Origin of the sequence: Flavobacterium sp. ALJ2 (assembly GCF_015594725.1) — a bacterium.
Lineage (GTDB): Bacteria > Bacteroidota > Bacteroidia > Flavobacteriales > Flavobacteriaceae > Flavobacterium.
In genome coordinates this window covers 1-14498 of record NZ_JADNRC010000027.1, presented here as the reverse complement: position 1 = coordinate 14498, position 14498 = coordinate 1, and the positions used below count along the sequence as shown (strand labels likewise).

Below are 14498 nucleotides of genomic sequence, written 5' to 3'. Positions count from 1 at the left end.
CTTTTATTAACAGGTTGATAACAACGCATTTACAACTTATTCCTTTTTATGTTTTATAGGTAATTTCTGTAGCGCAACATCCTCTCCCCTTGTTTTCTTTGGGTTTCGCGCATTTTTGTTTCTCCCGATAGCTATCGGGAGAAGCAAAAATCCTTGCCCTTTTTCTTTTAAAAAGGGCAAGATTGGAGCGGATAGCAGGTAATAGCTCCTAGAAAAACTCCTCCTATATAATAAAGTCGAATATTTCACCTATATATAAGGAGAAAAAATCTCCTCATATATAGGTACATAAAACAAGAAGCCTTCTCAAATTATGAGAAGGCTTCTTGTCTTTATTATTAGTCCGAGTTTTTAATTCGTTTTCATTGGTGGCAAATCGAATGCTTTTGAATCGTGTTCGAAGTTGTTGCGGTGCGAACCGTCGCAAAAAGGTTTGTTTGCAGATAGTCCACAACGACAAAGTCCTAATGCTGCTCTTCCTTGTAATCCGTATACCGTTCCTTCCGAATCCATTATTTCGAAATCACCCTCTATCTTAATAGATCCGTTTTTATTAATTATTAGTTTTGTCTTGCTCATAATATTGTTTTCTTTTTTGCTCAAAGATTGCAAAATATATTCCGAACAGTTAGCATTGACTTGGAGTTTTTATGAATCAAAGACTCTGTTTAAACTAATTCTACTTTATGAGGTTATTGTGCTAAGCTATTAGACAGAGCTACGCAAAGACAACACAGAGATTCGTAAAAGCTTTTGATCAGTATTAACGTTTTAATTTTTTAACTTTTGCTCTAAGTTCAATTGCTTTTGTGGTGGGATTCTTTTCTTCAAAAATAGAATCTGCCCTAAATGACTTGATTGATGCTCCATAACATGAAACCAACAATATTGGTTTGTCCAATCGTATTCCTTTTGCACCTCGGCAAACCAAGCGTCATCACGTTTCTTGAGCTCTGCTATTGTTTTTGCCCTCACCTCATTATATATATCTAAATAATATTGCACTTCATGTCCTTTAAATTCATCTCGTCCTCCTTGATCTAGATTTAATGCTGCATTCCATTTTTTCTTTTCTTCTTCGTTAAATCCTCTATTTTCAAAAGTAAAAACTTGGTAATATGCTTCTGCTGCTGCTAAGTGCATAATTAATGAACCTATTCTATTTGCTTCTGCATCGTGCAAATAGTCTATTTCATATTGGCTCATATTTTTTACTGTATTTTCAACACGTCTTTTAAGATCTTCTAACATCGAAATCATTGCGCCAATTTGCGGAGAAGCTCCTTCGACGTTACCAATTTTTGCTTCTAGTCTTGGTTTTATACCACTCCCTTCTAGCAATACCCCATAATGACCATCTGTACTTTCTTTGGTTGATGTGATTTTATATTCTTTGACTTTTATCTTCTCGCCCTTGCGTATGCCTGAATTCCATTTCGGAATTTCATCGTTTTTTATAACTGTTTCAAAACTTGAATTCAATAACTTAACTGGTTCTAATACTCCTTTGTCATTTTCTATAAATAATTCGAACTTATCAAAATAGAACTTTCCGTTATACAAACACAATCCTCCAAAGCTCAATGATTTTGTATTAGCATCTATCGTCCCTTCTACTGTATATGATTTCCATTCTTTATCTTTTACAGGCCTATCTCTCATATTATCAAAAAAACCATCTTCTTCGTTTTTAGTATCCGTTCTAGCCCATACTCCTGCCCAAGCCGACGGTTCATCTGACTCTACTTTTACTGAAGCAATAACTTTAAACTTTTTCTTTGTGGCTGTTTGTATATCCAGAGTTTGACTAAAAGAATCCCAATCTCTAGAAATAGCCTTTTGTGCTTGAGCGTAAGTCAATATCTGACTTAAAAATAATAGTAGTAATGCTGTTTTTTTCATTGTCGATTTTTATTACTAAAAGGTAAATGTAATACTATTTTTTTTGAGTCTAATAACTCCTATTTAAAAAAATAAACTATTTTAATGCTCTAATAAAAAAACACAATTACTTATTTAACAAGAACTTACTATTGTATTTTCCTATACACAGAAAAACCATTATTATGGATTCTACTTTACTTAAATGACCTATTTGCAGAGATTCTTTATTGAAATTAAGCGCTACTCTGCCTAGCCTAAATAAGGTAAATCATCACTTTTATCTACTATTAAATATAGTACATTTTAGCCCAGATAGAAACGGCATCCTTTACTTGGCTTCTTTAGGCAAGTAAAGATAAAGTGGATAGCTGGAAATTGCTCCTAATAAAAACAGCAAAACTCTCAATTCTATTGCTTATTTTTGCACAGAATTTATCATATTAAAATGTATAAAGTCAGCTCTTCTGCTGCTTTATCTGAAAATAAAAATCAATTTTATGTTACAAAATCCTAAGAGATATACCATTACTGCTGCTTTACCTTATACTAACGGACCTATTCATATTGGCCATCTGGCAGGCGTTTATGTACCCGCAGACATTTACTCTCGCTACTTACGTATGCAAGGAAAAGATGTGGCATTTATATGTGGAAGTGACGAACATGGTGTGGCAATCTCGATGAAGGCTAAAAAAGAAGGGGTTTCTCCTCAGGAAATTATTGATAAGTATGATGGAATCATCCGTAAATCTTTTATAGATTTCGGAATTTCTTTTAATAATTACTCTAGAACTTCGGCTAAAATTCATCATGATACGGCTTCAGAATTTTTTAGAAAATTATACGATAAGGGAGATTTTATCGAGGAAGTAACGGAACAATTATATGACGCCAAAGCAAATCAATTTCTTGCAGATCGTTTTGTGGTAGGTACTTGCCCGAAATGTGGTAACGAAGAAGCTTACGGCGATCAGTGCGAAAAATGTGGGTCGACACTTAATGCGACTGATTTGATTAACCCGAAATCGACTATTACTGGTGAAACTCCGATATTAAAATCGACTAAACACTGGTTTTTACCTCTTGACAGATATACTGATTTCTTGACTGAATGGATTTTGGTTGGACATAAAAACGACTGGAAACCTAATGTTTATGGTCAAGTTAAATCTTGGGTTGACGGTGGTCTTGAACCTCGTGCTGTAACTCGTGACCTTGATTGGGGAATTGATGTACCTGTGGAAGGTGCTGAAGGAAAAAAATTATATGTTTGGTTTGATGCTCCTATTGGTTACATCTCATCGACTAAGGAATGGGCTGCTCGCGAAGGTAAAGATTGGGAACCGTACTGGAAGAATGAAGATACTAAGTTGGTTCATTTTATTGGGAAAGACAATATTGTTTTTCACTGTATCATTTTCCCTGCGATGCTTAAGGCTGAAGGTAGTTATATTTTACCTGATAATGTTCCTGCTAATGAGTTCTTGAATTTGGAAGGTAATAAACTTTCGACTTCTAAAAACTGGGCGGTTTGGTTGCACGAATATTTAGAAGATTTTCCTGAGAAACAAGATGTTTTGCGTTATGCTCTTACAGCTAATGCTCCTGAAACTAAAGATAATGATTTTACCTGGAAAGATTTTCAGGCTAGAAACAACAACGAATTGGTTGCCGTTTTTGGTAACTTTATTAATCGTGTTGTAGTTTTGACTAATAAATATTACGACGGTTTTATTCCTTCTCCTAATGAATTAACTGAGATTGACGAAGCTACTTTGACTGAATTAAAAGCATATCCTGCTGTTATTTCTAGTTCTGTGGAACGTTACAGATTTCGTGAAGCTTTGGGCGAGTTAATGAATGTTGCTCGTTTGGGTAATAAATATCTTGCTGATGAAGAGCCTTGGAAAGTGATGAAAGATAATCCGGAGCGTGTAAAAACTCAAATGTATGTTGCTTTACAAATTGCTGCTGCATTAAGCATTTTGTCTGAACCATTCTTGCCTTTTACTGCTGCTAAATTATCACGAATATTGAAGAATGATGGCAAACTGAAATGGAATGATGTTTCTGAAAATTCAGAATTAATTCCTGCTGGTCACCAAATTGGTGAAGCTGAATTGCTTTTTGCTAAAATTGAAGACGAAGAAATACAAAAACAAATAGATAAATTGGAAGCTACAAAAACTGCTAATCTTGCTGAAAGCAAACAACCAGAACCTCAAAAGGAGTTAATTCAGTTCGAAGATTTTGCTAAAATGGACATTCGTGTTGGAACTATTCTTGAAGCTGAGAAAATGCCTAAAGCAAATAAACTTTTGGTTCTTAAGGTGGATACTGGAATTGACATTCGTACGATTGTTTCGGGAATTGCCGAAAGCTTTACGCCTGAAGAAATTATTGGTAAACGTGTTTCGGTTTTAGCAAACCTAGCTCCTAGAGCCTTACGTGGTGTTGAAAGTCAAGGAATGATCTTGATGACTACAAATGCTGAAGGAAAGCTGGTTTTTATTAATCCTGATGCGGATGCTCCAAACGGAGAAACTGTAAACTAAGGCCTTACAAACACAATTCAAAGATATTTCTTACTTTTTTGTTGTTTTATAAAGTTCTAATGTGTATGTTTGCTCTGCAAAAATACCTTAAGGAGCAATCCTGAAACTTTATTTAGAGATTAATATTAGCGATTCCCTCGCCATGATGTTCCTATGGAAACTACGGAAAATCTATCCTTATGGGTATTTTTGCACATCTAAAGCGAGGGTTTCGTGCGTTTAACATTTTCGATTATGCAAAAAGAAAATCAAAACACATCACATGAAGATGTAATACCATCCGTGGCAAAGTTCCTTTCTGAACTCTGGCTTGAAGGATATTTTAGAGACCAACCTGAGTATTTAACCGAGATCTTTGAGACTATTCTTGAAACTGAAATTGGTGACAACATCGACTTAAGAACTAAAATGATTGGTTGTATAAAAACCAGTCGAATGCTGGCAAAAGCGCTTGAGCCTTTTTCGGATAGACAGATTCAAGACGCCTGCGATACAATTATTAATGCTTAAGTTCAATAACGCAAAACGCATAAAATTCTTAATTGGTTCATGCGTTTTATAGTATTGATTTTTAACATCGAAAATAATTTTAAATTGTCGAATTTTGCCTGATAAAAAAAAATAGTATCATAAACAACATTAAAAGTTTAATCAACTTATTGAATAAGCTCAAAAAACATTACAATGAAAATTACAAAACCTAGATTAGCTTTAATCTGTGGAATACTCTGCATATCGATTTTCCCAATATTAGTAAAACTGCGTTTAACTCCTGGGTTAATTTCGGCTTTCTATAGAATGACTTTCGCCATAAGTCTGCTTCTGCCTTATGTGCTTATCACAAAGAGCTTTAAACTTCCGAAGACTAAATTTTTAATTCTCGCAGCGCTTTGTGGTGTTTTATTTGCATCTGATGTTGCCGTTTGGAATATTGCCATTCAGGATTCAAGCGCTACTCAAGCTTCTTTATTAACTAATCTTTCTCCGCTTTGGGTTGGTATTGGTTCTTATTTCTTTTTAAAAACAAAACCTGCGACCAATTTTTGGATAGGAACAGCTGTAGCCTTGTTCGGAATGATTACATTGGTTGGATTTAGCTTTTTTATTAATCTGAGTTTTGATAATGCTTTTCTTCTTGCTGTTTTATCTGGTATCTTATATTCTATTTATTTATTGGTTAGCAAAAAAGTTCTTTCTGAGGTTGATGTTTTATCCTTTATGACCATTAGTTTATTGGCTTCGAGTATCTACTTAGGAATTATTTGTTATTTTCTGGATGAGCCTTTTACAGGATTCTCTAATACTGGTTGGTTTGTCTTACTGATTCAGGCTGTAATATGTCAATTGTGTGCTTGGCTTTGCTTAAGTTATGCCACACAAAATATGCGTGCTACGAGAGTTTCTTTAAGTTTATTAAGTCAGGCGGTACTAACTTCAATACTGGCTTGGTTATTTATAGAAGAAAAAATAACTTTACAAATGATTTTCGGTGGAATCATTTTGCTATGCGGAATCAGGATTACTTTTTACGATAAAACGATTACGCTTAAAAATTTATTTTCTAAGAATTAAGATTGGGATGTGAAAATAGAACTTGGATGGTACGAATTTTTTAATTTTTAACTAAAATTTTCTCGCAGATTGAGCAGATTATTTTTCAATTATTTCGTGGCAAAAAACTTTAAACAAAGAAAACTTCAAACTTTAAACAAAAATTTAAATGTTACATAAAGACAAAATATCAAAACTAAAAGTAATCGCATTTGATGCCGATGATACTTTATTTGTAAACGAACCTTATTTTCAAGAAACAGAACAAAAATTTTGTGTCTTGATGGAAGACTATCTTTCTCATCAAGGGTTATCACAAGAATTATTTAAGACCGAAATTCAGAATCTATCACTATATGGTTACGGCATTAAAGGATATATTCTTTCGATGATCGAAGCTGCCATGCAAATTTCGAATAATACAATTCCAATCGAGATTATTGGAAAAATCATTCAATACGGAAAAGAATTACTGGAAAAACCAATCGACTTACTTGATGGTGTTGAAGAAACCTTACAAGCGCTTCACGGCAAATATAAATTGGTTGTTGCTACAAAAGGCGACTTAAAAGACCAGCATAGTAAATTACATCGTTCTGGTTTGGGACACTATTTTCACCATATCGAAGTAATGTCGGACAAACAGGAAATTGATTATGAAAAACTATTAAAACGTTTGGATATTAATGCTGATGAGTTCCTGATGATTGGAAATTCTTTAAAGTCAGATGTCTTACCTGTTTTAGGAATAGGAGGATATGCTGTTCATATTCCGTTTCACACCACTTGGGAACATGAAAAAATTAATCATAAAGTAGAACACGAAAACTTCTTCGATTTTGAAAAAATAACCGAGGTCGTAAATAAATTAATATAAATGAAAGCCTTTTTGGATTTGGAAAATTGGAACAGAAAAGAACATTTTCTGTTTTTCAAGCAAATGGATGAACCTTTTTTTGGTGTAACTGTTGATGTTGATTGTACAAATGCTTATGCAAATGCCAAGAAATTAAATTCTTCATTTTTTATATATTATCTGCATAAAACATTAGTTGCAATAAATGCAATTGAACCTTTTAGATATCGAATCGCCGACGATCAAATACAAATACATGATTCTATTGATGGTTCGGCAACAATTGGTCGTAAAGATGGTACTTTTGGTTTTTCTTTAATCGAATACAATTCGGATTTTAAAATATTCGAACAAATTGCATTAACGGAGATCGAGCGTATTCAAAACACAACAGGTCTTTTTACCCGAACTTTTGATGAAGGTAATGTCATTCATTTTTCGGCAATTCCCTGGATTAATTTTACTTCCCTGTCACATGCCAGAAGTTATAGTTTTCCTGATAGCTGCCCGAAAGTTTCTTTTGGTAAAATGATGGTTTCTGAAACCGGAAAACGCACCATGTCAATGTCTGTTCATGTACATCATGGCTTAATGGATGCTAAACATGTAGGCCAATTTGTTGATTATTTTCAAGAATTAATGAATAGCTAAAATTCTGTTTTTTAGCTTAGCATGTTACATTTACAGCTTTGATCATAATAAAAACTCAAGTCCTTAAAGAAATTATTCTTTAAGGCTTTTTTTATATCTTTAATCCAGAACCTAAAGCTATCACATTGGCAACGTTTTATTTTTTATTAATAAAATAAAAAGATAAATTTGGGATGACTATTATCGAGAAAAACACATGAAAAAGCTATTACTTTTCTTTCTTATATCATATAATTCAGTGTTGCTAAGTCAAACAGTATTGAATTCATACCCTTTAGATTTTAAAAAATTCGATGAGTCTAATATGATTCTAAACGTTGAAAACACAATAACACATGATGTTTTTGTATTTGCAACAAACACAGAAAATATCACTATCTTGAAATACAATAGTGCCTTATTCTTAAAAAGTGAACTTACTGTTCCTCGTACCAACTTAGAGAACCACTCCATAATAGGTTACAGTTTTAGCGAAGACGGAAACCCTACTTTATATTGGAGCACAAACGATTACAAAAATATTTTAGTTGTTAAATATTATTTAGAGGGCAAAACCTATAAAATGCTCAGTTATAATTCTCCTATATCGAGCCAGTTTGTAATATCAACATTTCAGAAGAATAATTTATTCTATATCGTTACCAGAGATATATCCGAACCAGAATTATTTGTTTATGTTTTCAAAAATGGCATTGTAGAGGAAAAAGCATTTGATTTTTCTTCCTATACTTTCCAAAACAGAAAAACACAGCGTATATCTTTTAACCAGGTCATCACTGAAAATCCTATTGAAAAAATAGAATTGGATGAATATAATCCTTTATTCAAAAGCTCAAAAAAGAGTAAGCTTTATATGTTTGATGAACATATAATTTTAACTTTAGATCATAATCCTAATCAAACGCAAGTATTTGATATTAATCTTGAGACTAATGACATTAGCGAGAAAGATTTCGGTCAATCTGTTATAAACAACCCGAGAAAGTTAAGTAACTCCTTTTTATATAACGACAAAATTTACCAAATTAATTCAACTCAAAATGAGCTCTTATTTGATATAAAAGACTACAATTCTGGTGAAACGCTAAAAAGCTATAAAGCTATTAAAAATGACACAATTCATTTTAAAAGCTCTCCCTTACTTATTCAAGGAGAAAATCAAAGAACTAAGGAATTAAAAAACACAAGCAAGTTTTTACAACGACTTTCTTATTTAGATGCAGGCGTATCTGTTTTTAAAAATAGCCAAAACACATTGGTTACTTTAGGAGGAATTCCAAGAATTGAAAAAATGTATTATACCATTAATGATGAATTATACACATGGAATAATCAAACCTCTTCTGAAACTGTTTTTTTTGAAAGTACATTGAACCAAAATAACGAGTTTGTTAAATTCGAACAACAGCCATTTGCTCTTGATAATATTAACTATTTTTTAGAGCAGAATAGAAAACTAACATTACAAAATATTTTAAGATATAAAGATTTCTATATTTTAGGTTATTATGATACCACTACAAAACAGTATATCATGCGAAAATTTACTGACGGATTTACCCCAGAAGAATCACTAAATCCTATCATTAACAAAGCTGTTTTTTCGAAATCATTTCCTACTGAGAAACCTTAAATTTATTGAGAATTAATCCAAATGTCATCTGTTTTTAGGTTTCAAAAATAGGTTTAGATTATTTTCTCTAACTTTACAAAAAAGTAATTATTATGCTATCAAAAAATATAGAAACAGCGCTAAACAAGCAAATTCGAATAGAAGCAGAATCTTCTCAAACTTATTTATCAATGGCTTGCTGGGCTGAAGCTCATGGGCTAGAAGGTATTGCAGAATTCATGTACACTCAATCTGATGAGGAGCGTGCACATATGTTAAAATTAGTTCGTTATGTTAACGAACGTGGAGGTGCAACAACAATTACCGACCTTAAAGCTCCAAAAACGAGCTACGCTACTTTTAAAGAAATGTTTGAAGAGCTATACAAACATGAACTATTTGTTTCGGAATCTATTAACGAATTAGTTCATATTACTTTCTCTGAGAGGGATTACGCTACTCATAACTTCTTACAATGGTATGTTGCTGAGCAAATTGAAGAAGAAGCTACTGCTAAATCTATCCTAGACAAAATTAATTTAATTGGTGATGACAAGGGTGGTTTATACTTATTTGACAGAGATATTCAACAATTAACAGTAACTAGTTCTATAGCAATTAATCCAAAATAGTTAAAGTTTATTTAGAATATATAAAAATAACTTATATTTGTCCCAGTTTTATAATTCATTACAAATTGGGAAAAGATAAAGTAAAAGACAAGGACAAGAAAAAGGATAAAAAGAAGAAAAAAGAAATCCTTGAAAAACTGAAGCGTGCAGAAAATTGCAAATCCTCTTGTTGTGAAAAATACAAAAAGAGCGAAAACAAGCGTTGTAGTCGTTGCCCTATGTTTGATCTTATCAAAAAAGTTGCTTAACAATATAGCTATATAAAAGTGCTCTCTTAATCGAGAGCATTTTTTTTATGACAAAACTAAACGCTATTAATTTTTTGCATAAATACCATTAACTAATAAACATAAATACTATAAAAACTAAATCTGCATACATACCGTTTATTGAGCGATTAGATATTTTTATAATCTTAATTTATTTCGGTTTGTTATGTCTTGCTGGAATATTTCTAACTTTCAGTAGCTATGAAATAGTAATAAATAATGGCAAGGTAATGACCTCAATGTATCTCATATTTCTTATAGGATGCTGTTGTCTTTTCCTTTCTCTATATGCTATCATAAAAGCATATCAAAAAGCAATTGTTTTTATAAATGAAGTATGCATAGATAATAGAATGATAAAACTCAAAGGATATAGATATAATACTGAATGGGAGGAATCACTAACGATTAAGAATATCGATATTAGCTTGAAAGAACAAACAAACAGGAGACCATATATCTATTATTTAGAAATCATTGATGAATACAATGGAAAATATTATTTAAACACATCATTTTACTGGAGTTATCCCGAAATTTTAGCCATATATACAGATATTAAAAATGCTAAAAAATAAAAAAGTACTTTTATTATAGATGCGAAACTTGCATTTTTGATAATAGAAGTACAAATGCTTCAGCGGAATCTTTTAATGCTAAAGTAAAAACGTTTAGAAGTCAATTTAGAGGAGTACGAAAAGGAGACTTCTTTTTATTCAGATTATCAAATCTTTTTGCCTAATCCCCAACTTTTGCGCTTGATCCAAAATCTGACCACCCTTTTAGCAACCCTAAAATGTAAAAACCTCCTAATCAATCGATTAAGAGGTTTTTAAGTACCCGGAGCCGGAGTCGAACCGGCACGGTTTCCCACAGGTGTTTGAGACCAGCGCGTCTACCAATTCCGCCATCCGGGCTTAGCAGACGAAAAAGCAATCTTTTTTATAAAATAAAAACAGATCATTTTAACGCAATAGAAAAAGTTTTTATCGTTATAATAAACCCTTGTTCCTTTAACACGGTGCAAATTTATAAAATAATTTTACATTTTCTAATAAAAATACTTAAAATTTTCCTTTCAGTCTTCAATAAATTTCATAAATTTGCACCTCGTTAAAACGACGCATACACAACTAACTACAAAACAACAAATTATAATGTCGCACCAAGAACCAGAAGCTAAAATTTTTGCGTGTTCAAAAAGTGTTTACCTTGCTGAAAAAATTGCAGCGCAATACGGAATACCGTTAGGCAAGGTTACAATGTCAACTTATAGTGATGGCGAATTTCAGCCATCGTATGAAGAGTCTATCAGGGGGCTACGTGTATTTATTGTTTGTTCTACTTTTCCAACAGCAGATAATCTGATGGAATTGTTACTTATGATCGATGCCGCGAAACGTGCATCGGCCAGACATATTACAGCTGTAGTACCTTATTTTGGTTGGGCTAGACAAGATAGAAAAGATAAACCAAGAGTACCGATTGGAGCTAAATTAGTTGCCAATTTATTAGATGCTGCAGGAGCAACAAGAATCATGACCATGGATTTGCATGCGGATCAAATTCAAGGATTCTTTGAAAAACCGGTAGATCATCTTTTTGCCTCAACAATCTTTTTACCATATGTAAAAAGTTTAGGTTTAGAAAATTTAACAATCGCTTCTCCAGATATGGGAGGTTCAAAAAGAGCTTATGCGTATTCTAAATTTTTAGAATCGGATGTTGTGATTTGTTACAAACAAAGAAAAGTAGCCAATATTATTGACACCATGGAATTAATTGGTGACGTAAAAGGCAGAAACGTAGTATTAGTAGATGACATGATCGATACTGGTGGCACATTAGCGAAAGCAGCTGATTTAATGATCGAAAAAGGAGCATTGAGCGTAAGGGCTATTTGTACACATGCTATTCTATCTGGTGATGCCTATGAGAAAATAGAGAATTCTAAATTAAGTGAATTGATCGTAACCGATTCAATCCCATTAAAAAAAGAATCAAAGAAAATTAGAGTGTTGAGTTGTGCACCTCTTTTTGCTGAAGTTATGCACATGGTGCACCACAACAATTCCATAAGTGGAAAATTTATCATGTAATAATTGGTAATATACTTTAGGCTGTAAGCTCTAAGCAATTGAAATTAATTACAAAAGAAGTCTAAAGCCTAGTGCCAGAAGCTTATAACAATAAATATTATTTAATAACTATATTTTTTTACAATGAAATCGATTACAATTAAAGGATCAGAAAGAGAAAGCGTGGGCAAAGTGTCAACTAAAGCCTTACGTAATGCTGGAGCGGTTCCTTGCGTGTTATACGGAGGAAATCAGGCAGTACACTTCTCAGCAGACGCTGCAGCGTTCAAAAACTTGGTTTACACTCCAAACGCACACACAGTTGTGATTGAGCTTGGAAAAGGAAAATCATTCAATGCAATTTTACAAGACATTCAAGTACACCCAGTATCTGACAAAATTTTACACATTGACTTCTTTCAATTATTTGATGATAAAGAAATCACTATGGAAGTTCCAGTAAAAATCATTGGAGTATCTAAAGGTGTACTTGGTGGTGGTGTTTTACGTTTAAACACTCGTAAACTTAAAGTAAAAGCATTACCTAAAAATCTTCCTGATTTTGTTGAGGCTGACATCTCTCCACTTGAAATGGGTAACAAATTATACGTTACTAAAGTGGGTTCTCCAGAATACAAAATTATGCACCCAGACAACACTGTTGTTGCACAAGTAAGAATCTCTCGTGCTGCTATGAAAGCTGCTCAAGAAGCTGCAAAAGCTGCAAAAGTTGCTCCTGCAAAAGGAAAGAAAAAATAATTTTTTTCAAACATTTACAAAAAACATCAGTTGCAAAACTGGTGTTTTTTTTTGCTTAATAATTTCTGAGAGCAACAGAAAAACAAAGACTCTAAAATTCTGAGTTCCTAAACAAAAACAATCAAAAAGAACCATTACCCAATTGACTCATTTTCTCATTATCAAAAAATCTGTAAATTCATAAATCATTGGCATATTTTCTAATTTCAATTGCCCGATTATCTAATTAAGTGTACTTTTGTATTTATGATAAAATGGATAACAAAGCTGTTTTCATCAACAAAAACAGAGGAGAAATCAGAAGAGAAAACAGATTATATGAAGAAATTTTTAATCGTAGGATTAGGTAATATTGGAGCTGAATACGTTAACACCCGACATAACATTGGTTTTAAAATACTTGACTTTTTAGCCCGAAAAGAAAACATATCTTTTGAGACTGTAAAACTAGGCTCTCTTGCAGAATACAAATTTAAAGGAAGAACTTTTTTGCTTTTAAAGCCAAATACCTACATGAACCTTAGCGGAAAAGCAGTAAAATACTGGATCGATAAAGAAAATATTCCGTTAGAGAATATCCTGGTAATTACCGATGACCTTAACCTCTCATTCGGAACGATTCGTATTAAACCCAAAGGAAGTGATGGTGGCCATAACGGACTTAAAAACATCAATTTAGTCCTAAATACTCAACAATATACCCGTTTTAGATTTGGAATCAGTGATGAGTTTAAAAAAGGCCAACAAGTGGATTATGTATTAGGCGAATGGGACGAAATGGAAAAAGAAAAATTACCTGAACGTTTAGAAGTAGCCTCCGAAATCATCAAATCTTTTGGAACTGCTGGTCTCGAAAATACAATGACTACTTATAACGGAAAGTAAGAAATCCAGAAAATATAAGTACTGAGAAAATAAATTATCAATTAATTTAATTTGATTATAGTCAAATAGTATTTTCTATTCCAAAGTTAAATGTATAAATTTGAATTTAATTTAATTATAAATCATAAAACAATAATATTATGGCTTTTGAATTACCACAATTACCTTATGCATATGATGCATTAGAACCACATATTGATGCTCGTACAATGGAAATCCATCATACAAAACATCATAATGCATACACAACAAATCTAAATGCAGCAATTGCAGGTACTGATTTAGAAGGAAAAACAATTGAGAATATCTTAATTAATTTAGATAAAAAAAATGCTGCAGTTCGCAACAACGGCGGTGGATATTACAACCATAACTTATTCTGGACAGTAATGTCACCAAACGGAGGCGGCTTACCTACAGGAGATTTACTAGCTGCTATCGAGGCTTCTTTTGGAACTTTTGAAGAATTCAAAGCTAAGTTTGCTAAAGCAGGTGCAACACAATTTGGTTCTGGTTGGGCTTGGTTATGTGTACTTAAAGGAGGAAAACTAGATGTTTGCGGAACACCAAACCAAGACAATCCTTTAATGCCAGAAGTTGGCTGCGAAGGAACTCCAATCTTAGGAATGGATGTTTGGGAACATGCTTATTACTTAAACTACCAAAATAGAAGACCTGATTATATTGAAGCATTTTTCAATGTAATTAACTGGACTGAAGTTTCAAGAAGATTTGCTTTGGACAAATAGTTCAGAAAAACAAAATA

General features: G+C 32.7%; 15 protein-coding genes and 1 tRNA gene. 13 read left to right on the top strand and 3 right to left on the bottom strand.

Annotation, left to right across the window (positions count from 1 at the left end; translation table 11 throughout):
* Positions 1-351: 351 nt before the first annotated feature.
* Positions 352-579 (bottom strand): CDGSH iron-sulfur domain-containing protein, encoded by a 228-nt coding sequence (locus tag IUY40_RS18660; RefSeq protein WP_195738374.1) that lies wholly within the window; start codon positions 577-579, stop codon positions 352-354.
* A gap of 192 nt (positions 580-771) precedes the next feature.
* Positions 772-1902 (bottom strand): DUF664 domain-containing protein, encoded by a 1131-nt coding sequence (locus tag IUY40_RS18655; RefSeq protein ID WP_195738373.1) that lies wholly within the window; start codon positions 1900-1902, stop codon positions 772-774.
* A gap of 479 nt (positions 1903-2381) precedes the next feature.
* On the opposite strand from IUY40_RS18655, the gene metG reads away from it, so the two are divergent.
* From metG to IUY40_RS18610, 9 genes are all read left to right on the top strand, one after another.
* Entirely contained in the window at positions 2382-4439 is a 2058-nt protein-coding gene (gene metG / locus IUY40_RS18650) for a methionine--tRNA ligase (protein WP_195738372.1), read from the top strand.
* A 234-nt stretch (positions 4440-4673) separates the two neighbouring features.
* Complete coding sequence (locus tag IUY40_RS18645) at positions 4674-4949, top strand: hypothetical protein (protein WP_195738371.1); 276 nt, start codon at positions 4674-4676, stop codon at positions 4947-4949.
* A 174-nt stretch (positions 4950-5123) separates the two neighbouring features.
* A complete protein-coding gene (locus IUY40_RS18640; protein WP_195738370.1) occupies positions 5124-6011 on the top strand; it encodes a DMT family transporter in 888 nt (295 codons plus the stop codon).
* Between the two features lie 148 nt (positions 6012-6159).
* The gene (locus tag IUY40_RS18635; protein WP_195738369.1) at positions 6160-6867 is read left to right on the top strand and encodes an HAD family hydrolase; all 708 of its coding nucleotides are present in this window, start codon (positions 6160-6162) and stop codon (positions 6865-6867) included.
* The gene (locus IUY40_RS18630) at positions 6868-7497 is read left to right on the top strand and encodes a chloramphenicol acetyltransferase (RefSeq protein ID WP_195738368.1); all 630 of its coding nucleotides are present in this window, start codon (positions 6868-6870) and stop codon (positions 7495-7497) included. It begins immediately after the preceding gene.
* A gap of 196 nt (positions 7498-7693) precedes the next feature.
* Positions 7694-9130, top strand: coding sequence for a hypothetical protein (locus IUY40_RS18625; protein ID WP_195738367.1), 1437 nt, complete (start codon positions 7694-7696; stop codon positions 9128-9130).
* A gap of 92 nt (positions 9131-9222) precedes the next feature.
* Positions 9223-9741 (top strand): ferritin, encoded by a 519-nt coding sequence (locus IUY40_RS18620; RefSeq protein ID WP_195738366.1) that lies wholly within the window; start codon positions 9223-9225, stop codon positions 9739-9741.
* Positions 9742-9806: 65 nt separating this feature from the next.
* The gene (locus IUY40_RS18615) at positions 9807-9989 is read left to right on the top strand and encodes a hypothetical protein (RefSeq protein WP_229335673.1); all 183 of its coding nucleotides are present in this window, start codon (positions 9807-9809) and stop codon (positions 9987-9989) included.
* A 251-nt stretch (positions 9990-10240) separates the two neighbouring features.
* Positions 10241-10588, top strand: coding sequence for a hypothetical protein (locus IUY40_RS18610; RefSeq protein ID WP_195738365.1), 348 nt, complete (start codon positions 10241-10243; stop codon positions 10586-10588).
* 259 nt (positions 10589-10847) lie between these two features.
* On the opposite strand, the gene IUY40_RS18600 is transcribed toward IUY40_RS18610, so the two are convergent.
* A tRNA-Leu gene (locus IUY40_RS18600) sits at positions 10848-10927 on the bottom strand.
* A 240-nt stretch (positions 10928-11167) separates the two neighbouring features.
* On the opposite strand from IUY40_RS18600, the gene IUY40_RS18595 reads away from it, so the two are divergent.
* From IUY40_RS18595 to IUY40_RS18580, 4 genes are all read left to right on the top strand, one after another.
* Positions 11168-12109: a ribose-phosphate pyrophosphokinase gene (locus IUY40_RS18595; RefSeq protein ID WP_195738364.1), complete on the top strand. Its 942-nt coding sequence runs from the start codon at positions 11168-11170 to the stop codon at positions 12107-12109.
* A 123-nt stretch (positions 12110-12232) separates the two neighbouring features.
* Complete coding sequence (locus IUY40_RS18590; protein WP_195738363.1) at positions 12233-12847, top strand: 50S ribosomal protein L25/general stress protein Ctc; 615 nt, start codon at positions 12233-12235, stop codon at positions 12845-12847.
* A gap of 246 nt (positions 12848-13093) precedes the next feature.
* Positions 13094-13732 carry an aminoacyl-tRNA hydrolase gene (gene pth, locus IUY40_RS18585; protein ID WP_195738362.1) on the top strand — a complete coding sequence of 213 codons (639 nt, stop codon included), beginning with the start codon at positions 13094-13096 and terminating at the stop codon, positions 13730-13732.
* A gap of 140 nt (positions 13733-13872) precedes the next feature.
* Positions 13873-14481, top strand: a complete 609-nt coding sequence (locus tag IUY40_RS18580; protein WP_195738361.1) for a superoxide dismutase — start codon at positions 13873-13875, stop codon at positions 14479-14481.
* The last annotated feature ends 17 nt before the right edge of the window (positions 14482-14498 follow it).

Bases quoted from the DNA above. Each gene is read 5' to 3' on its own strand.
- IUY40_RS18655 (WP_195738373.1), bottom strand. From the start codon at position 1,902: ATGAAAAAAACAGCATTACTACTATTATTTTTAAGTCAGATATTGACT.
- IUY40_RS18660 (WP_195738374.1), bottom strand. From the start codon at position 579: ATGAGCAAGACAAAACTAATAATTAATAAAAACGGATCTATTAAGATA.
- IUY40_RS18635 (WP_195738369.1), top strand. From the start codon at position 6,160: ATGTTACATAAAGACAAAATATCAAAACTAAAAGTAATCGCATTTGAT.
- pth (WP_195738362.1), top strand. From the start codon at position 13,094: ATGATAAAATGGATAACAAAGCTGTTTTCATCAACAAAAACAGAGGAG.
- IUY40_RS18590 (WP_195738363.1), top strand. From the start codon at position 12,233: ATGAAATCGATTACAATTAAAGGATCAGAAAGAGAAAGCGTGGGCAAA.
- IUY40_RS18625 (WP_195738367.1), top strand. From the start codon at position 7,694: ATGAAAAAGCTATTACTTTTCTTTCTTATATCATATAATTCAGTGTTG.
- IUY40_RS18630 (WP_195738368.1), top strand. From the start codon at position 6,868: ATGAAAGCCTTTTTGGATTTGGAAAATTGGAACAGAAAAGAACATTTT.
- IUY40_RS18640 (WP_195738370.1), top strand. From the start codon at position 5,124: ATGAAAATTACAAAACCTAGATTAGCTTTAATCTGTGGAATACTCTGC.
- IUY40_RS18580 (WP_195738361.1), top strand. From the start codon at position 13,873: ATGGCTTTTGAATTACCACAATTACCTTATGCATATGATGCATTAGAA.
- IUY40_RS18610 (WP_195738365.1), top strand. From the start codon at position 10,241: ATGACCTCAATGTATCTCATATTTCTTATAGGATGCTGTTGTCTTTTC.
- IUY40_RS18595 (WP_195738364.1), top strand. From the start codon at position 11,168: ATGTCGCACCAAGAACCAGAAGCTAAAATTTTTGCGTGTTCAAAAAGT.
- IUY40_RS18645 (WP_195738371.1), top strand. From the start codon at position 4,674: ATGCAAAAAGAAAATCAAAACACATCACATGAAGATGTAATACCATCC.
- IUY40_RS18620 (WP_195738366.1), top strand. From the start codon at position 9,223: ATGCTATCAAAAAATATAGAAACAGCGCTAAACAAGCAAATTCGAATA.
- metG (WP_195738372.1), top strand. From the start codon at position 2,382: ATGTTACAAAATCCTAAGAGATATACCATTACTGCTGCTTTACCTTAT.